The organism is Bradyrhizobium septentrionale (assembly GCF_011516645.4).
Lineage (GTDB): Bacteria > Pseudomonadota > Alphaproteobacteria > Rhizobiales > Xanthobacteraceae > Bradyrhizobium > Bradyrhizobium septentrionale.
Genome location: NZ_CP088287.1, coordinates 1 through 18,538, shown reverse-complemented (window position 1 = coordinate 18,538; position 18,538 = coordinate 1). Strand labels below are relative to the sequence as shown.

At 61.8% G+C, this 18,538-nt stretch carries 15 protein-coding genes and 1 pseudogene; 2 read left to right on the top strand and 14 right to left on the bottom strand.

What is annotated here, in order from left to right; genetic code table 11:
- Nucleotides 1-226: 226 nt before the first annotated feature.
- From HAP48_RS49340 to HAP48_RS49315, 6 genes and pseudogenes are all read right to left on the bottom strand, one after another.
- Nucleotides 227-1,285, bottom strand: a complete 1,059-nt coding sequence (locus HAP48_RS49340; protein ID WP_224497284.1) for a 3'-5' exonuclease — start codon at nucleotides 1,283-1,285, stop codon at nucleotides 227-229.
- A 197-nt stretch (nucleotides 1,286-1,482) separates the two neighbouring features.
- A complete protein-coding gene (locus HAP48_RS49335) occupies nucleotides 1,483-2,826 on the bottom strand; it encodes an IS1380-like element ISBdi2 family transposase (RefSeq protein WP_166204320.1) in 1,344 nt (447 codons plus the stop codon).
- Between the two features lie 71 nt (nucleotides 2,827-2,897).
- On the bottom strand, nucleotides 2,898-3,635 hold the full coding sequence (locus HAP48_RS49330) for a UvrD-helicase domain-containing protein (protein WP_166218093.1): 738 nt from the start codon (nucleotides 3,633-3,635) through the stop codon (nucleotides 2,898-2,900).
- Nucleotides 3,628-5,409 (bottom strand): ATP-dependent nuclease, encoded by a 1,782-nt coding sequence (locus HAP48_RS49325; RefSeq protein ID WP_166218090.1) that lies wholly within the window; start codon nucleotides 5,407-5,409, stop codon nucleotides 3,628-3,630. Before HAP48_RS49325 ends, HAP48_RS49330 begins: the two co-directional genes overlap by 8 nt.
- A 3-nt stretch (nucleotides 5,410-5,412) precedes the next feature.
- Entirely contained in the window at nucleotides 5,413-6,006 is a 594-nt protein-coding gene (locus tag HAP48_RS49320) for a hypothetical protein (RefSeq protein WP_175619906.1), read from the bottom strand.
- Between the two features lie 62 nt (nucleotides 6,007-6,068).
- Nucleotides 6,069-6,309 (bottom strand): annotated as a pseudogene (locus HAP48_RS49315) (SOS response-associated peptidase); the annotation flags it as partial.
- A gap of 22 nt (nucleotides 6,310-6,331) precedes the next feature.
- Between HAP48_RS49315 and HAP48_RS49310 the strand changes: the two are divergent.
- Entirely contained in the window at nucleotides 6,332-7,282 is a 951-nt protein-coding gene (locus HAP48_RS49310; RefSeq protein WP_166218087.1) for a hypothetical protein, read from the top strand.
- Between the two features lie 216 nt (nucleotides 7,283-7,498).
- Here HAP48_RS49310 and HAP48_RS49305 read toward each other — a convergent pair whose 3' ends face one another.
- The 8 genes from HAP48_RS49305 to HAP48_RS49270 all read right to left on the bottom strand — a co-directional run bounded on the left by HAP48_RS49305 (nucleotide 7,499) and on the right by HAP48_RS49270 (nucleotide 17,281).
- Nucleotides 7,499-9,118, bottom strand: a complete 1,620-nt coding sequence (locus HAP48_RS49305; protein WP_176399286.1) for a DUF7343 domain-containing protein — start codon at nucleotides 9,116-9,118, stop codon at nucleotides 7,499-7,501.
- 132 nt (nucleotides 9,119-9,250) lie between these two features.
- Entirely contained in the window at nucleotides 9,251-10,546 is a 1,296-nt protein-coding gene (locus tag HAP48_RS49300; protein ID WP_166218080.1) for a hypothetical protein, read from the bottom strand.
- A 225-nt stretch (nucleotides 10,547-10,771) separates the two neighbouring features.
- A complete protein-coding gene (locus HAP48_RS49295) occupies nucleotides 10,772-11,485 on the bottom strand; it encodes an SOS response-associated peptidase (protein ID WP_166218136.1) in 714 nt (237 codons plus the stop codon).
- Between the two features lie 92 nt (nucleotides 11,486-11,577).
- Nucleotides 11,578-12,567 carry a tyrosine-type recombinase/integrase gene (locus HAP48_RS49290; RefSeq protein WP_166218076.1) on the bottom strand — a complete coding sequence of 330 codons (990 nt, stop codon included), beginning with the start codon at nucleotides 12,565-12,567 and terminating at the stop codon, nucleotides 11,578-11,580.
- Entirely contained in the window at nucleotides 12,564-13,487 is a 924-nt protein-coding gene (locus HAP48_RS49285; RefSeq protein WP_166218073.1) for a tyrosine-type recombinase/integrase, read from the bottom strand. Before HAP48_RS49285 ends, HAP48_RS49290 begins: the two co-directional genes overlap by 4 nt.
- A complete protein-coding gene (locus HAP48_RS49280; protein WP_234622386.1) occupies nucleotides 13,484-14,026 on the bottom strand; it encodes a site-specific integrase in 543 nt (180 codons plus the stop codon). The genes HAP48_RS49285 and HAP48_RS49280 overlap by 4 nt, the downstream gene beginning before the upstream one ends.
- The gene (locus HAP48_RS49275; RefSeq protein ID WP_210293369.1) at nucleotides 13,960-15,747 is read right to left on the bottom strand and encodes a hypothetical protein; all 1,788 of its coding nucleotides are present in this window, start codon (nucleotides 15,745-15,747) and stop codon (nucleotides 13,960-13,962) included. Before HAP48_RS49275 ends, HAP48_RS49280 begins: the two co-directional genes overlap by 67 nt.
- A gap of 16 nt (nucleotides 15,748-15,763) precedes the next feature.
- Nucleotides 15,764-17,281 carry an alkaline phosphatase family protein gene (locus tag HAP48_RS49270; protein ID WP_166218070.1) on the bottom strand — a complete coding sequence of 506 codons (1,518 nt, stop codon included), beginning with the start codon at nucleotides 17,279-17,281 and terminating at the stop codon, nucleotides 15,764-15,766.
- A gap of 821 nt (nucleotides 17,282-18,102) precedes the next feature.
- On the opposite strand from HAP48_RS49270, the gene HAP48_RS49265 reads away from it, so the two are divergent.
- On the top strand, nucleotides 18,103-18,516 hold the full coding sequence (locus tag HAP48_RS49265; RefSeq protein WP_166218067.1) for a 6-pyruvoyl trahydropterin synthase family protein: 414 nt from the start codon (nucleotides 18,103-18,105) through the stop codon (nucleotides 18,514-18,516).
- The last annotated feature ends 22 nt before the right edge of the window (nucleotides 18,517-18,538 follow it).

The following is an 18,538-nucleotide window of genomic DNA, read 5'->3' as shown; positions in this document are numbered from 1 at the left end:
CGCCGACAGCGCGGAGCGCTCTACGCCGAAAAAGATGGTTTGTTCAGGGGTATCAAGGAAAAGTTGGCAAGCTCCAACCATGTCGCCCCAACCAAGTCAGCGCCGCTGAAAAAGCGAACGACACCAAGCCCGCCCAAAGCCGAGGCCGCCCCCGGGCGGCACTGATGGACCGGAGATACAGAAACGCTCCCTTTCCGCATCGTACAGGCAAGCTTGCGCCTTAGCCCTAGCTTCGCTGCGCGAGTTCGTAGACCCAGGGCGAATGGTGATGCTCCTGGAACACCAGGCTCAGCGATTTCCTAGGACGTGTGACGCCGACATAGAAGCGTCGACGCGCCTCGCGAAGACCATGTGGCGTCTGTTTGTCTCTGTTGTTCGGGAGATCAGCGGAGTTGACGCCGTACATGATAACGGCGTCGAATTCCCGTCCCTTCGCGCTGTGCAACGTAGTCAAGGTGGCGCGTCCAGCGCCTTCGACGCGTCCGGCGAAGTGGTTGAGCGGCATGTCCAAATCGTTCGCTGGATCGGTGTTCGAGACCATCTCGGAGCAGACATCCCAATCCTGTTCCGAGTTGCGCGTGATCGCTTGCCACGGTTCGATCAACTCATGTTCGCATCGTTGAAGCCAGACGTGCGTGGTTTCTCTGTTACCGATGGACGAATTCAAGAAAACGATGAGACGGTCCGATAGCTCCTGCACTTCGTGCTCGCTCGCAGTGCGTCCGTAGACGAGCGCGGAGGCGCGTGCGAGCAAGCGGCTGTAGGAAGGATCGGCATCCCGCCATCCGCCAGTCGCCCAGCGCGCGCAGTCCTCTATGAAGCAAGCAAGCCGCGATCCTCGTCGAACCAGTCCCTTAGGATCTGCTCGGACGAAGGGAATGTCCGCCTCTCTCAGGGCCTCAGCGACCTTGTCACCATGCCAACCCGCCCGATACAGGACGGCGATCTCGCCCGGCGGGATGCCCTTCGCGAGAATATTCGGAATGATGGTCGTGGCGATGGTCTGCGCCTGCTGATCCAGACCGAGCGGGACGGCGTAGAACGCCAACTCCCCGTCGGGCGCCCCGTCGATTTCCCGATAGTCGCGCTCCTCGCCGAGTGCACCAAGCGAGGCCCTGATGATTTTCTTGCCGGACCGGTAGTTGAAGCGCAGTCGGATCGTTCGGACATCCGCGCGCTCCGTAAGGCTCGCCAAAAGCTCCGGGTTGGCGCCGTTGAATCCATAGATCGATTGGTCTGCGTCGCCGACCGCGAACAATCGGATACCTCCGCCGAAGCAGAGCAGCAGGACGAGCTCATGCAGCGCGTGACCTAGCCCGTCCTATTCGTGAGAGTGCTTTTTTTAGTCCGATTGATGTGGCCGCACATCTGCTCTGACGAGGCGCGCGGGATTGCCTTCGGCTTTTCACCGCCTGACCGACCCGTACTTTGCAACGCGCTTGAGGTGTAGGTTGGGCGAACGGGGGGCGGACGCCCCGCCGGTCAAGGACCGAGAGGCAGCAGCGCGCCTGGCAAGCCGCGGATCAGGTCGGCTTCGGGACATGCCGCGGCAAACGCAAGGCGAATGCGGCTCGTGGTCTCGACCACACGGGCAGCGAGTTTCAAGAGACGAAGACGCAGCGTCGCGAACTCGGCTGTGGCCAATTCCCGGGCTTTGGGAATCGCGTCGCGCACGGTCAGCATCAGCCAATAAGCGGCGGTGTGGAGAACGAGGCGGACTTGATTGGCGAGCGCCGAACGGCAGCTGGTGCGATCGGAGGCGAGCTGTGTCTTATGCAGCTTGATCAGATTCTCGGCTTGGCCGCGCGCGCAATACAGGCTGTCGTAGATCCACTCGGCCGAGCCGACATCGAGGCTGGTGACGACGAAACGGATGTCGAGGCCGAGCATCGTCGCCTCAATACGGGCGACGGTACGCCGTTCGCGATCCCAGGACTTTGCCTTGTGGCGCGTCTCGGTATAGCCACGCAGAACCGGCAGGTTCTCGATGGCGCGTCGCGTGCGGATGTCGTCGGCGGCCTCGTCGAGTTTTCTGGCGAGCGGCTTGGTGCCGGACAGACCGAAGATGTAGTCGATGCCGTTGGTCTCGCACCACGCCATTGCCTCCGGCCGGGCATAGTGCCCGTCGCCACGGAACGTAATTCGCGTGTTGTGCCACCGCGTCCGGATATGCCGGATCAGGCGGCGCAGGTGGGCACGCACCTCGACGCCGCCCGGCGTCTTGCCGGGCCGCAGCACGACCGCCACGGGCCGGCTCTTCTCCGTGTCGTAGACGTGGATCGGCAGGAAGCAGCGTTCGTCATAATGAGCGTTGAACAGCGAGAGCTGCTGATGGCCGTGGACGACATCGCAGGTATCATCGATGTCGAGCGTGACGGATGCCGGCTCGCGCGGGTAGCTATCCATCCATGCGTCGACCAAAGTGTAGGTCAGTCGGATCACGTCGCGCAGGCGCGGAGCATTCTCCAGCCGCGACAGCGTCGGTTGGGAACACAGATCGCGACCCGTGTCCGGCAGCCGTCCGCAGGCCAGCTTGAATGCGGGATCGGACCGCAGATGATCGAGGTCGTCGGCGTCCTCGTAGCCGCAGCAGATCGCGAACATGCGCGCGCGGAACATATCGACAAGGCTGTGCACGACCCGCGTCGGATCGCGCCGATCCGGGAACACCCGGGCCAAATTGTCGGCCAAGCCGAGACGCCGCTCGGCCATCGCCAGAAGCATCACGCCCCCGTTCGAGGTCAGCCGACCGCCATCGAAGGCAGCTGTGACTTTCTTGGCGTGAACGGCTGGAAACGAGAAGGGCAGAATCGTATCATCGGTCATGGCGGGCCTGGCGTTCGCGGTTGAGGTGATGGGGTTGGCTTTGCAACCGAATCCTACGCCGCATCAGCGCTTTACACCACGCTCGCCAGCCTCTCAGGCGCACTCTGACGAATAAGACGGGCTAGATCCTGATATTCGTCGACGAACAATACCGGGAAGCGCGCTCTGATGGCATCCCCTATCCACCCGTATTCCTTGATCATGCGGTAGGCGAGGAGCGGCATATCGTCGTAGTCGATGAGCCCTCGATTTCGCAGTTCCGCTTCGTAGGCCTCGATGAAGTTCGCCAGTTCGGGATTCTGCCCCCTCCATTCCGGCCGGCTGCGATCGACGTCGCGTCGCCGCTTCTCGACGGCGAACTGCCAGCGCCGATGCGGATCTTCGGCGCCACCGATCACGGCGGCATGGGCTGCTTCCACAGCGGCGCGTGATTGCGCCCGCGTCGCGACTTTGAAGTCCGCGGGTAGGCCGACCGGAACGCAGCGCGCATAGGGCGAGATGACCTGGCTCAACGCGAACCCGTGGACCGTACCGATGAAAGCGCGGTTGCCCGGGCCAATTCCGAGCGTCGACAGACGGGCCTCAAGCTCGGCGACGCACTCGTTGCTGTAGGTGATGCAGGCCACGCCGCGGGGATCGACTACGTGCTCCACCAGGGCCCGAGCCATGGCGGTCGTGAGGGTCTTGGTCTTGCCGCTGCCCGGGCCGGCCAAGACCACGCAGTGCCCGGTTTCGCGCGCGGCGGCGAGCTGCTCGGGGTTGCCCTCGAGTTCCTTGAGCGCTCCGACAAGACGGCGGGGATCAGACACGGTTGGCCACGTTCGTGATCGCGTCGGCGATGTACTGCGGCGGAGGAAGACCGATCATCTTCCTGCTCAATCTCGAGCCCAATCGACCCTTGCCGATATCGGCGATCATGGCGAGCAGCTGCGTCGGATCCACCGCTGACGTGCCGGCGCGCCAAGCGGCAATCCGGTTTGTTCGCGTCGAACCGAATCCCTGTTGGTCGAGAATGTCGAGGAGCGGATGCAGAAGCGCTGGCGTGCTGGCGATCGACACCTCGAAAGTCCGATCGTTCAGGAAGACGCCCGAATTGGCCGCTGCCGGCGCGAACTCAGCAAAGGTTTTGGTCTCGAACTCCGCAAGTTGAACCGGTGTCAGCTCGGGTTGCCGACGCACCTCGAGCATGTCTTGCCAAAGAGCGATCGTCCGTTTTCGGCCCAACGGTGGTTTCGATCCGTCCAGCGGATCCCAATCGGTGATCACGGCATAAGGCAGGCTTAAGGACTCAGCGAGCTTGACGTAAGGGCTGAAGTTGACGCCCGCTACGTTGCAGACTGTGATCCCGAGTTCGTCCAGCGGCCGGCCCATCGACTGCGCGAACACTGGAACCAGGGCTTCCTCCGCGTCGCCTTCGACGAAGAGCACGCCCCGGGCGAAAAGTAGCTCCGCGCGGGTCGCGTTCAGATAGCTCTCGAGATCATCGAGTTGGTCCGCGCCGACCGGGAGTGCCGCCAGCGAAAACGCTTCCGTTGCGCCGTTTCGACCCCTCAGCTGTATGATCGACCGTAAGGGAGTCACCGCCGCCAGCGTCGGCGAATGGCTCGTCACGATCAGCGCCTGCGTGGGATCGACGCCGCCGAATAATTTCTTGAACACCGATCGCTGAAGTTGCGGATGCAGGTGCGCCTCGGGCTCCTCGATGCACAGAAGCGAAAAATTCCGGTCGTTCTTCTTGCGGCGCCAAGCGAACTCCGCGAGTTTCAACGCGAGCAACGCCACGTTGGCTGACCCCAAGCCGGCCTCGGCTATCCCCCGTCTTCCTCCATCGATGAACATCGCGATCGCCCGGAAGAGCCGCAGCGGATCGGAGGGAGCAAACCTAAGCCTGGCATCGATGTCGTGCGCCTTTCCGGACAAGTGAAGGATACCCGCCCTCAATTCGTCTTCGAGCGCCTTGATCGTCGGAAAGCTCTCCAACGCCTTCGTGGCCTTGTCGAGCTCCGCAGCCACCCCGCCCAGATCGGCCGACGGAATGGCGAAGACGGCCTCCTCCAGTAGATGACGGAGAGGCGAATTGCGCCAGCTCGCCAGCTGGGTCTCGGCGTCGCGCAAGGCGTCCAGAACGTCGATCGCGACCCTCCGGCGTACTCGGCCGGGCACGGCGCGGGTCTCGTCTCCACCTCCGAACACGACGAAGTCGAAGTCGGCGCTGGTCTGCGGGACGCCAGTCACTCCGGCCTTCTTGCGGAAGACGTAGCTCAGCCGGACAGTCGTCGGATCGAGAGGCGTTCTGAAGTCGGTCAAAAGGGCGACGAGCGCCGGATCTCCCATGAAGTCGGCGAGCTCGAGGTGTACCTCGATCGGATCGTCGTAGTTCGGAGGACCGCCGTCCCAGAAATCGGACAGCCTGAGTTGACGGGCCGCGTCCGGCAAGGTCGGATCCAGAATGAGTCGGATCGCGAACAGCAGGTTGCTCTTCCCGACGCGATTTTCTCCCAGAACCACGACGTTCCCGGAAAGCGGGACGTCGATCGCGCGGAAGTTTCTGAAATTCCGGATGCTGAGTTTGGCGAGACGCATGATTTACTCGGCGGTCAGGTTCGTCTCCTTCGGCACCTCGTCGGCGCTCGTGCGCAGCAGAGACCGCATCGCGCGCGCCGCCGGCGTGAACGCCCTGTCGTATGAGAACGCGTGCCAGTCGATGTTCTCGCGGGCGCCTAGCTTGTCCTGGTGAAGCTTGTCCCTGACGCCCTTGACGCTGTCGACGTCCGCGGCGAGGCCGAGCTTCTTCTCGGGGTCAAACCTTTTTTCCAGGGACGCCTTCCACTGCTCGATGCCGATGCGTTCGGCCTTAGACCCGTCCAATCCGTTTTCCCTCAGCCAGAGCGCGGAGCCGAGACCCTCGCATACCGAGAACGTGCCGACGCAGAATTCGAAGTCGAGCATGGGGAAGTAGGATTCAAACAGAAGCCTGCCTCTCTTAGCGTGCGGAACGATCAGTGCGGCTTTCATCTCCAGCGCGACCAAGACGTGCTTGAGATTCGAGATCAGACGCAACCGCACGTCCTCATCAAGGCCGTCGGGCAAACATTTACGGATCCAGGCTTGCCAGGCCGTGGCGGTCGACAGGTGCACATAGCCCGAGGCCTCCTGGGACAATTCGATGAGTTGGAACAAGTTCGTCTCCCTGTCTGCTCGTGAAGGTTTTTCGGCACTTATCCGCAGCGCGTCTCCCCCGGCTACGTCGCCGGGCCCGGGTCTTCCTTTTCGCCGCTGGCGACGATCCGCAGCGCGCCGTCCGGCAACGGCCGCTGCAGCACCTTGGCCTCGTTCCACGGCGCGCGCAACCAGACGTCGTACTCTTCGGCTGTCGTCAGGATCACCGGCATCGCCCTTCGGATGCACTCGCTTCACCTCGGCGTTCGGCTCCATCATGAGAAACGCGTAGATTTCGGCGGTAACCTCGCCTTCCCTTGCCCTCGTCCTGGCGAGAAGACCGCCCTTGTCAGCGGCCGTGGTCAACTGCGTCAGACTTCGGCTGGGCACCACCGAAAGCACCGAATTGTCCGATATGGTAGAGATTCGCATCGATTTGCCGAGTGGCCCGACGAACCTCGAAACGACCATGAGCGAAGCCAGAATCAGGAGTCGTTCGCGCCAGGCGATCTTGGCGGCAGAACCCCGCTGCATCTATTGCGATGGCCCACCTCAGACGCTCGAACACATGCCGTCCCGTGGCATGCTGCGGGGCAAGGAGCGCCCCAGCGGCATGGAGTACGCCGCATGTAGCGCATGCAACAACGGCACCCGCGGGGCGGATGCGGTGGCCGCGCTGATGGCACGCATACACCCCGACAATGACGTAGGCAGCTGGCAAGCCGAGGAGATGCGCAAGCTCGTCTCCGCGGTCGATGCTCACGCGCCTGGCGTCAGGGACGAGATGAGCCGGCCGGACAAGGCGCGCTCGGAGTGGCTTCGGACAACCGATTTCGGGCTTCTTAAACGGGTCGTCAGAGTTCATGCCGACGGCCCCCGAATGAACGCAAATCTTTCAGTCTATGGCGCGAAATTGGCGATGGCGCTCTATCGTGAGCATGTCGGAAGCGCCCTTCCGCTTCACGGCCGGGTCTGGTGTCAGTTCGCGTTCAATGGCGGCATGACGCAGGAGCACCTTGATGCTCGCCTGCGCATCGTGCCGGTGCACGAAACCCTACGGCAGGGCCGGAAGAACGTGGCAGACCAGTTCGCCTATCGCTACAATTGCGACGCGCGAACGGTCGTCGCGGCCGTCGTCCAGTTCCACCGCGGCCTCTGGTTCACCGTGTTCGCTTCCAGCGACGTCAGGATCATCGAATTGTTTAACAAGCCCGAGTTTGTCGGCTTGCCGGCCAGCGCCTTGGTGAAACCGGGCGAACTCTTGAACGTGCTGCGTCCGACGATCGTGGCGGCCTGAAGGACTGAGATCGCAATCGACCGCGTCGGCAAAACGAGCATGACCGCTCGGGAGAGGCGCGAAACCGACGAGCAATACCGAGCCCGATCTGCGGCGTTCAAGCAGCTGATGGAGAACCTTCGCTCGACCGGCCGTCGGATCTAAAGCTCGCCGACGCTTGGCCCTGTTCCGTCAGTACGTGACGCGAGGGGGCATCGAGGCGGCGAGGTCGCTCGTCTATCGTATTCGTCGTCGCTCCGACGGCCACAGATATTTCGTGCAGATGGAGCCCTTGCGGTACTCGACCTGATCGAACGTGCCTCCGAAGCTGGAGACGTAAGCCTGACACTGGGCCAAGGCGTTCAAGGGTAGGATATGCCCGGACGTGCCGACGACATCGGCGACGATGTCGACTTCGATACCGTGCTCGCGCGTCACCGTTTTGATTCCGACGTTCGCCCCCCTGGGTAGGACCTTGACCACGCCGGCGATCGTCGTTTGCAGAGCCGCCTTGAACGCGTACGGGTCGGCCATCATTTCGTGGTCCGCGTCGGAATGGACGGTCGCGATCGTGTAGCCATGCGCTTTTGAGGAGTACGCGAAGTTCTTTACGATCTCCGAGGCGATCGAATGAGGGCGGAAAGGTACGACCACCAGCGCGAACGGATCGGCGTCGGCGACCGCGATCATACCGCCCAGAACGTTCTTCAGATGGTCGGAGTTGTTGACGATCGCCGCGCAATAGCTTCGCTCGTCTCCCTTGAGAGACTTGCTTTCGAAGAGCAATCGGGAGGCCGCCGCGATTGAACTGACCGAGGTCATGACGTCGGGCGTCAGTTGCTTCACCATTCCGGCGAAGTCGTACTGCGGAGCGTCGGCGTAGAACCGGGCGAAGTCGTCGCGTGCCCGGGAAACGCCCGCATGTGGCGCGACGAGAGATCTCGCTTCGGTCAATTCGTGCGCGAGAACGCTCTCTCTCTTCTCGAGTTCGTCGATCCTGCGCCGATACATGTCAACGTCGACAGCGAGCCAGAACGTCCGGTCTCCCTCCGACGCCTCGATCACGCGACGTGCGCACCCGTCGGAGTCGGTCAGCTCGCCGAATTCCTCGTCCTGAATCCTGGCAGCCAGGCTTTGCCGCAGGATCTCCACCGGCATCTTTTCGAGTCCGTCCTGCGAGGCTTGCAGCAGCCGGGCGAAGGCTTCGTTGCATCTGACCGTGGAGCCGCGCATGTCGGCGAGCGCCATCGGATACGGGATCCAGTCGCAGAACGCCGGCGGATCCTCTCTACCCTGCCTCTCCAGCTCTTGACGGCCGGAGATAGCTTTCCGTCCCTTGTCCGTGATCCGGATGGTGGCTTCGCGTCCGACCGGGATCCTGTCGATGAGTCCGAAGGCCGCGAGCTTGGAGAGGACGTGCGAAAGGTTGGAGTCCTTGAGGCCAGTTTCCTTCGCGAGGTCGGCGCGTGCGGCCTCGCCCCGTCGCTGCTGCAGCAGATCGAGGACGAGCAGATGGTTCTTGCCAAGTTTCAGCCGTCCGGCTTGGTCCGCGGCATTCGCGGATTGTTCAAGCATGTCCGAAAGCGTCGTCAGTCTTTCGGATATCCCGGATCGATGGACGCGCATGAACTGACGGACGCGCAGCACGAGGTCCATCCATCGGTTGAGATGGGGGCCGCTATCTCCGCTCGAAATGAACGCCCATACCGCACTGCGCAAGGCGGCGTAGACTGCCTCGTGCGCGACTTCGACATTCTTTTCCTTATCGGACAGAAGCGCATAGCAGCTTCGGAGACGCGGAAACACCTCGTCCGGATCCGCCTGAGCCGATGACACGCCATCCAATAGGCGGTCCATCTCGCTTGATCCAGTCGCGTATGTCATTGATTTAGCTCACCTTAGCTGCCGCGTAGGGCATTCATGGCAGCAAACGCTTGAAGAAACTTTAATATAGGAGACCACTTCCGTCCGCCAAGGTGTAAAGTATCTTCAAATATTGTAAATGCCCCATCGTATCCGCATTTCGGTCTGCGGGACCGTCAGCCTAGTATCGTCTCGGCGGCAGAGGACATATCCGATCGGCGGATCTCCGACGCAGCGTTCGTCGAAGAACTGCTGCACCACCAGAGTTCTCGTCTTTCGTACGTCGACGTACTTCTTGGACCGGTCGATATGACCTTCCATAGTCGTCCCGTTGCCGCACGAGGGAACGAGGAAGTAGTCGACGTCCAGATCCTCGTAAGGTGGATCTTCGCCGGAGACGCAGTAGTCCAGGCAGATGCCGAAGGCGATCGTCGCGTCCGGCAGGATGAGCACGGGAAGCTCAATGCCTAGTTCGATCGATTCCGCATCGTTCGCACCGTCGGTGAATTGGAATAGCTTCCGGTGTTCCCCGATCTTCCCGCCGTACCCGTTCAGAATCGAGCAGATGTTGAAACGCTGCCCGCCGACCTCTTCATGCAGCGAGCCAGGAACGAGGAAACTGAGGTCGGACCGCCAGTCTCCGCCGCCGATCCTGGTTTCAATCTCGCCGAGCGTCTCTCTCGTGACGGTGAGCTCCGGGTAGACGACGCCGTCGCACCCCGAATTCGAGGCCGAAGCGAGATCGTCCCGGATAACGTCGATCTGATTCCCTGCGGTGACGCCCTTGACGAAGAAGCCGCCAGCATCGTGACCGAGATCAAAGCTCAGACCCTCGAACAGACCGGCGCCGAGCGACAGGTCGCGCTGCGCGATCATCCGGTCGCGGGCGCGCGGATCCTCGAAGAACAGCGGCTTTACGCGATAGTCGCCGATGTTCAGCGGGAAGATGCTGGATCGGCGGAGACCGCGCTTGCGGAAGGTCTGGCGGGTCTTCGCGATCCGGTGGCGGGGCTGCCGCAGGAGGACGAATCCTTCGCGGCCCTCGTAGGTCGCCAAGCACTGGGCTTCGCTCCGTATGGGCACACCGTCCATCATCTCGTGCAGCAGGTCTTCGACACATCTCAGCCGGACCGCGAGGGCGTACAGAAGCTCCTTCCGCTGAAGCTGATTGGCCGCCGTCAGGGGAATTCCAGAAAAAAGCCCATTCGTACTCAGCCCAGCGGCGTCAGCTACGAGCGTGTCTTCGTCGAACCGGCGAAAGAGGTCGCGCGTCGTACCCGGGGCGCCATCCATGGCTCGCCAGAGCGCGTAGAGCGCGTTCCGCGTCGCCACGATGTCGGCTCCGACGTTCTCCTCAGCGAATTCCAGCGCGCGCCGGACTTCGTCGAGCCATTTCTGCTGTTCGGTGGCGGGGGTTGGCATCGGCGGAAACAATGGTTGCGGACTCTCTCGGTAGCAACCTACATCCCCGCAGGTCAACGACGAGTGTGGGATTTCGACGGTAACGCGCTTTCGGAGATCGGATCGAGCCATCTTGTCGGGGATTCGTCGTTCACGGAGCCTCCGCTTGTTAGCGGAAGGCATTCGCCAGCTCGACCACCACGATGATGACCGGTGACCGCATGCTGCCGGCTTTCGAGATGCTGATCATCCGGGCACGATCGGGTTTGATGGATCTTCCTTCACGCCCCGCGCGACGATCCGCAGCGCCCCGTCCGGCAGCGGGCGCTGCAGCTTCAGCGCTTCGTCGGCCGGCGCGGTCATCCAGGTCTCTACCTCGTCGGGCGTTGTCAGGATCACCGGCATCGCCTTCGGATGGATGGCGCCGACCTCGGCGTTCGGCTCCGTCGTAAGGAAGGCGTAGAGGTCGTTGACGGTCTCGCCCTCCTTGACCTTCCGCACCGACGTCCAGTTGGTCCAGATGCCGGCGAAGCAGGCGAGCGGGCGGGTCTCGTCGAGCGCGAACCAGATGTCGCCGCCCTCGGCCTTGTTGAACTCGCTGAACGAGTTGAACGGCACCACGCAGCGGTGCTCCGGACCCAGCCATCGCGTCCAGTGCTTGGACTTTACGTTGCGGATGTTGGTGGTTCCCGAATCCGGCTCCATCCGGAGCAATTCCTTGAAGTCGACCGCCTTGCCCTTGGCTTGCAGCTTCTCCGCGCGCTTCTTGGTGGCGTCCATCAGCGCCTTCGACGACGACGGCATGCCCCACCGCGCGGTCGCAACCTCGCGCCCCTCGGCGCCCGTCCGGATGATCGGCGCCTTGTAGTCCGGAAATACGCCGGGCATCGGCGCGAGATTGCCGACATACCGGTTGACGACGCGGAACAGCGCGCTGATGGCGGCCTGGTTGGTGGTGATCGAGTAGAGATTATGCCGACTTCTGGATTATGCCGACCATTGGCTCAGGACGGGCTCTGACGGTGGCGATCGCTGCTTTGGAGTCGGCATAATCACAGTGCCTCCAGAAATGAGAGAAGCTTGTCATTCGGTCGAAAACGACCGGGAGTGGCTACCGCTGGATCTGTCGCGGCCAGTGCGCGTTCCTTGATTCCCATATCAGCGTGTAGGTAGATGTGGGTGGTTTCGACCTGCTCATGGCCGAGCCAAAGTGCAATCACCGAAGTTTCAATTCCCGCCCGAAGCAATCGCATCGCGGCGCTATGACGCAACACATGCATGCTGATGGTTTTCTGTCCCAACGACGGACAGGCGCGGGTGGCGATCTGAACGTATTTGGCGAGCCGATGTTCGACGGCGTCACGGCTCAGTGACGTCCCCGATCGGGTGACGAAAAGTGGCTCCGCCGGCTGACCGGCGCGCTCGGCGAGCCAAACACGCAGGAGGGCGACCATGCCCGAGGTAATCGGTGTGATCCGCAACTTCCGTCCTTTCCCCATGCAACTGACGTGGGCGCCAGTGCCGAGATGAACATCGCTGAGGCGAAGGCCGATCAATTCTGACGCACGCAGGCCCGTTTGGGCCGCGAGCGTAAGCAAGGTATGGTCGCGCCGCCCGGTCCAGGTCGAGCGGTCGGGTGCGCGGAACAGCGCATCGAGTTCCGGTTCGATCAGGAAAGTGACGATCCTCCGGTCGAAACGCTTGCGCGGAATGGCAAGCACGCGTTCGATTATGGCGGCATGCTCGGGATGTCGAAGCGCTGCGTACCGGAACAGCGAACGGACGGCGGCGAGTCGAGCGTTGCGAGTGCGCGCACTATTCTCCCGCTGCTTCTCAAGATGGTCGAGGAAGGCGCCGATGAGCGGCGCATCAAGATCGTCGATGTCTAGCTTCGATGGTTCGACGTCTTTCCTCTCGGACGCGAAGATCAGCAGCAGCCGCAGCGTGTCCCGGTAGGCCGCAAGTGTATGGGGACTAGCCTGGCGCTGGCGGATCAGGCGTTCCGTGAAGAACGCTTGCAGGGTTGGGGCAAGTGCGGTCATGCGGCACCTCCGAGGTGCCGCTCCAAACGATCACCAACCAGCGTCAGCAACTCCGGCGCAGCTGAAAGATACCAGTATGTGCTGACAGGATCGACGTGGCCGAGGTAGGTCGACAACAACGCGATCCGGTTCCCCGGCTCCCGGCCATCTCGATATCCATCAAGGATGGTGTTGACGGCAAATCCATGCCGCAGGTCATGCAGCCTCGGACGGCATGAGGCAGAGCGCGGCTTGAGGCCGGCGACCTCCACAATTTGACGAAAGACAGGCTGGACGCCCATGTAGCCGAACCTGGTGCCAACCGTAGTGACCAGCAGTGCGGGCGTATTCGACGAGTTTGCCGGACGGTCGTCTCGACGCAGATAATCAACCAGTGCAGCCACGGTGCTCGGATGCAGCGGCAATTGGCGAGACTTGGCGAACTTTGCGTTCCGAATGGTGAGTAGTCCAACGACGGAGTCAAAATCGTCGCGGTCGAGGCCGATCGCTTCCCCAACCCGCATTCCGGTCACTGCAAGCAGAGCGATCAATGTCCGAAATGTCGCCACTCGGTGCGGCGTCCGCAGCGTCCCGGCTGCGGCGAGGAGGGCCGCGATATCCGCCTCCGAGTATAGGTAGGGGGTGGCTCGGCCTTTTTGCTGCACCAGCAAGTGGGTCGGGGGCACCTCGGTCGCGGGATCGATCCCGCGCAGGTGATTGGCGAAGCGGCGAACAACGGAAAGTCGGGCAAACGCCCAGGTTCGACCGCCCTGAGGGAGTGCCGCCCAAGCGAGCGCCGTCTTGGTTGTTAGATGGTCTTCGCCGCGATCCTCGACGAAGGTGAGAAACTGACCGAGGAGTTTCTCGGCTCGATAGAGCTTAAAGCCGAGGGCGCGGCGAACCGCAAAATAGTCTACGAGAGCCTTGCGGAGAGCGTTCATGCGACGTCTCCCGGCCAAGGGCGGGCGATCGATCGCAGAGCATCGCGATCGACCTTGGCGTAAATCGATGTCGTGATAGCGTTGCGGTGACGCAGAAGTTGTCCGATCTCGGGCAGCGATGCCCCGCCGCGTAGCATCAGAGTCGCCGCGGTGTGACGCAGCCGGTGAGCATGGATCGGTTCAAAGCCGCACCGTTCGCCAGCGTGGCGAACAATCTGCGTTACCGCGCCAGTGGTGAGAGCATGATGCGGAGCTGTGATCCGTACAAACACTGTGCGGCCTTGCGTGCTTGCGGGACGGCCGTGACGCAAGTAAGCCGCAATTGCTTCGCCGACATCCGCTGGCAATGGCAATCGTTCGGTGCGATTGCCTTTGCTGTGGGCAATCACGATCTCGCCGGCTCGCCAATCGATGTGCTCAAGTTGCAGTTTGGCGACTTCGCCTGCCCGCAAGCCCAGGCGAACAAGCATGGTCAGGACCGCGAAGTCACGACAGCCACTTCGGGTGCTGGTGTCGCAAGACGGCAGAAGGCGCTGCACTTGGTCAGAGTTTGCCGCCGTTTTGCGCGCGTTGCGCCTATCTTGAACCACTCGTGATCTTTGTCCGGCTTTTCGATCGCAAGGACGATCAGGCGCTCCTCGCCGGGCAGCAGCGGTTTGCACTCTTCGACGGAGGGCAATGGCAAAGGATGCTCGTTGACGCCACCGGCGTGCAACATGTGATCGCCGCCGAAAGCCGGGTCGGGCCCTGGTGCGCGCGCGTCTCCCTTAACCGCACGCGCGGGCGGTGCGGCCGTGTTTGGCGACGCGGACGGAGTCCATGCGGACACCCGCAGCGGCTCCAAGGCCTTTGTCACCGAAGGAACGCCGGCCGTCACGTGATGGGGAACAACCCGTGGCCTCGCCGTCGGGATCGCAGCCGGAGCGGCTTCGAATTTCACGCTCGCAAGCTCGACCGCCGGCCAGGCGTCGCCACCCGTGTAATAGCCGTACGTCTTCAACACCGCTTCCAGCGGCTTGCCGCTGTCGAACAGGCCTTCGCTGGCGACGCGATCGATGGCCACCTCGATGCGAGAGCTTGGCATCATAAGCACACGTTCGACGAGAATGGCGGAATCTGCGCCTTCCTGGGCTGCAGCAATGCCGTCGCGCGCTAGGAGTTGCATGCGTAGCGGACGGCCGCTGTCTTTGGCCACAAGCGCGAGATCGTAGGTCATGTCGGCGCTGGTATTGGCGATCCGCCAAATCTCGCGCTCGCCCGACTTGACTGTGATGTGCGGGTAAACTTGGCCGTTTACGGTGAAGAGCCAGCCCTTGTCGTCGGCGAAGCAGGTGCCGCGCACCGTCGTTCCGGCGCCGCAAAGCCCGGCATCGTGGTCTCCGACCGGCAGGAAGCTGGCTTTGAGGGTCGCCGGATCGCCTCCCGAGACCGAACCGATCTGGTGATCCTTCAGCATCAGGAAGCGTTCGGTTGGCTGAGCGCCGCTTGTTACGCGCGCGCCACCGCTGGCGCTGCCGGTTGCGCCCTGGACGAAGATGAGCCCGGAGAGGCCAGCGCCGACCTGCGTGCGCGCATTCATGTGGACGTGCGGGTGATACCAAAACAGGCCTTCTGGATGATCCGACGGCAAAGCGATCCGGTAATTCATTTCTGAGGTTGTGTTGCCGTAGTAGGCGCCGTGAGCCGCGCAGTTCTTGGCGCTCGGCGAGGTCGTGCTCTCACCCTCCGGAATCGTGCAAACGTAAACGGTGTCGCCGACCGGCTCGAGGGCCTTTGCGCCCTTGGTGTCGAGGTCTGGCGTAACAAGAAGCCCGTGCGTGTGAAGGTTCGTGGAGCCTGTTTCGCCGGCGCTTAAGTGGTTGACCAGCTTGATCTCGAGCGTGCTGCCGGGGTTCACCCGCCAGACTTCGGGAGCGAGAGCATCATTGTAGAGCATCAAGCCATCGACCGAAATCCGGCGGGCTTCAGAGCCGGGAAAGGTGACGCCGTCGGGCAGATCGAAGCTGACAGAGCCGGCGTCACCAGGTGATTTGTTCAGATCGATCTGCTTTGCCGTCAGCGTGACTGCCAGTTTCTTGTGGTCGGCGGAAGCGCTGCAATTGCCGGAGGCGCCGACGCGATCACCCGCGATCGCCGAGCATGGCCGGGACGCGACCATGTCAATAAGTTCGGCGGCGCTTACGGGCCCCGGGTTGGCCATGAGACCAATCAAGATTGAAAGACTGCCGGTGCTAATAAGGAGTTTCGTGTTTGCCCGCATGTTTGACCTCCTTTCATTAGGTTGCGTTCTTTTTCGTGCTCCGCTTCCTGGGCTTTCGGCGCAACAGCCGAAAACGGGCTTGCTCATCGGCTTTCTCGGCTTCGGCTTTCGAGTTGACCTCGTCCAGGTACCGCTGGGCGTCGTCCCGCGTTTGGATGGACTGGACCTTCGCAAGGATCGCCTGCACCTCGGAGGGCGGCGAGAGCTCCTGATCGAGTCGCGCCGCCGCAAGGAGGACGCCTGGCAGATTGCCGCTGTTGACCGTATCGGTCGGCCGCGGCATGAGCTGCCGAACTCTGGGCGCCTCGAGGGGAACGGGTGTTGGCAATCGTTTCGGGCAGTCGCGCGGCTGTGTCAGCGACAGCAAAGGAAGCACCGTATTGGCTGCTGCGTCTCGTGCCGTCAGCGGCTTGATGCCGAATGCAGCCTCGACGGTCGCCGGGATCGTGGCGTGGTCATAAAGCCTTCCATCGACGACATTTGGCGGGATCAGCGGCGACACCACCACTGCTGGGACGCGAACGCCATACTGAGCGAAAGTGAAACCGAATTGATTGTATTTGGAGCCTGGCTGCGTATCGCCGGGCGGGACTGCCCGCGGCGGAATAACGTGGTCGTAGAATCCGCCGTGCTCGTCCCAGGTGATAATGAGGAGGGCGGTGGCCCAATGGGGCGAATTTCGAATTGCTTCGTAAGTTGACTTGATCAGCGCTTCGCCAGCAGTCACTCCGTCGAGAGGATGCTGGGAGTTGCCGCCTTTGTATGTGCCGCCAGGAACGTCGCCGTAATTTGGTTCGATCCAGGTATAGAGCCAAGGGTAATTTGCGTTGGCTACATCATTGGCGAACGAAGCGTAAGGCGTGACATTCGCATGGTGGATGTTCTTGAGCGCGGTCGCCATCGGCAGATTGTCGCCAGCATAGATGCGCCATCCCGAACCGAACTTCGCCCCGAGGGCATCGAAGATCGAGCCATGGGGCAGCTGAAACCCGGAGACGGTCTCCCACGTAAACAGTTCCCACGACGTCGGACTGTGGTCGAGTCCGCCGGACGAAGCGCCGCAGGCAAAGAATCGGTTTGGGAACGTAGGGCCTGGAATTGAGGCAAACCAGCTATCGCAAACAGCGAAGGTCGAGGCGAGTTTTGTCAAGACTGGCAGTTGATCCGGCGAGAAGCATTTCATGATGGCGCCCGCGTTGCTTCTAACATGCGCGGCGTAGTCGGCGACGAACCCGCTGTTGTTGATCGGCGGATAGCTGCCGCTTGGCGGGTAAGTTGCCGTCGGTCCACAGAGCTGCTCGACCGTATCCGTGAACTCGTGGCCGGGATCGGCAGCCATCGCCGAATCGGCTGGGTGGCTGACCGGGTAGGTTCGTCCTTGATATTGGTTGGCTTCCGACCCGGTAAGTCCGTTGACCGAACGTCGCCGGCCGGTGACAGCGTCCGTTCCGACAATGCCCGAGAAGCCGAGCATGTGATCGAACGAGCGATTTTCGAGCATGAGTACGAAAATGTGCGAAAGAGGAGGACTCACTTCGGCTCTCCGTGGCGGCCTTAAAATCGTCTTTGCTCGCGTGCGCTCTGCAGCCTTCTCGCGATCAGCTTGCGTGCGTTGCACAACTTTTGATGTTAATAATGGGTCGGCTCGCTCAACACGATCCGGCAAGTGGCGTTTGGTGTCAATGGGCGCGCCGAAACATTCGGGGCAAGGGACGCTCACGCGAAGCTGACACGAGTGACTGCTAGACGCTGTTCAGCAGCGTCTGGTCCGTGCGTCCAGAGCGACGACGGGTAATGGACGTTGTCCCGGTGCAACGGGAAGGCAACGACGAGATTGTGCTAAAGGTGAGGATGATCGACACTTGAACTTTCGATTGTCGTTGCTCCGTCGCGACCCTCTGTCCGGCACGCAAGCTCTCGTCCCAGACGGACTCCGCTTTTGCTGCCCAAGTCCGAAAACACAACCTCGCAGCTCGAAACGGACCTGAATTGACGTCCCGGCCGCATGGATTGGGGTTAAACGCAGGTGGTCACAAAATTCGGCTGGGCTTATTAGGAATTCTTCCTTCTTCGGCGGTTTTTTAGCGCAATCGGGGCATCGGGGGAGGAGTCCTACTGTCTACGCCGTCACGACTGCTGGGCATCCGCGCACCGTGTCGTGCGCGCGGTCTTGCGCTCTTCCTTTGCAGCCTTCGCTTGCGCGACCGCCGCATTAGTCCGGCGATGCCTTTTGTGAGGTGCGGCCGGTTCGCATGGGCCTTACCGCAAATGAGATACGGAGTTGGCTATCGCCTATTGCCTGAGTAATTTGCTCTGGAGAGTGATTCTTCAGGCGCACAAGCTTATGGGGATACCATGAACAAGCACTTTTCTTCCCAGCGCATTGTTTCTGAGAGGCGCTCGCGGAGTGACGGCGATGATGTCGTTCTCACAACGCGGATTGGGCGCACCTATAGGTTCGAATCCGCTCATCGCCTTCCCAATCTACCCGATGGCCACAAGTGCAAGAATCTACACGGACACAACTACCGCATGGAAGTCGTGATGCAGGGAGGGTTGGACGGTAGGGGCTTCGTGAAGGACTTCGCTGAGATGGATGCCGAGGTGGGGCCGTTGATTAAACTGGTCGATCATCGACTTCTCAACGATGTCGAAGGACTGGAGAACCCGACCGCCGAGATCATTGCCAGTTGGTTCTTTGAGCGCATTCCTGATTGCGAGAGCGTGCGGATTTATGAGAACGACGATTGTTGGGCGGAGGTTAGCTGATTGAGTTTGGGCCGGTCCGAGA

Excerpts from the sequence above, each read along its gene's own strand:
- HAP48_RS49275 (WP_210293369.1), bottom strand. The coding sequence starts at position 15,747 with ATGCGGGCAAACACGAAACTCCTTATTAGCACCGGCAGTCTTTCAATC.
- HAP48_RS49300 (WP_166218080.1), bottom strand. The coding sequence starts at position 10,546 with ATGCCAACCCCCGCCACCGAACAGCAGAAATGGCTCGACGAAGTCCGG.
- HAP48_RS49290 (WP_166218076.1), bottom strand. The coding sequence starts at position 12,567 with ATGACCGCACTTGCCCCAACCCTGCAAGCGTTCTTCACGGAACGCCTG.
- HAP48_RS49305 (WP_176399286.1), bottom strand. The coding sequence starts at position 9,118 with ATGGACCGCCTATTGGATGGCGTGTCATCGGCTCAGGCGGATCCGGAC.
- HAP48_RS49325 (WP_166218090.1), bottom strand. The coding sequence starts at position 5,409 with ATGCGTCTCGCCAAACTCAGCATCCGGAATTTCAGAAACTTCCGCGCG.
- HAP48_RS49335 (WP_166204320.1), bottom strand. The coding sequence starts at position 2,826 with ATGACCGATGATACGATTCTGCCCTTCTCGTTTCCAGCCGTTCACGCC.
- HAP48_RS49285 (WP_166218073.1), bottom strand. The coding sequence starts at position 13,487 with ATGAACGCTCTCCGCAAGGCTCTCGTAGACTATTTTGCGGTTCGCCGC.
- HAP48_RS49265 (WP_166218067.1), top strand. The coding sequence starts at position 18,103 with ATGAACAAGCACTTTTCTTCCCAGCGCATTGTTTCTGAGAGGCGCTCG.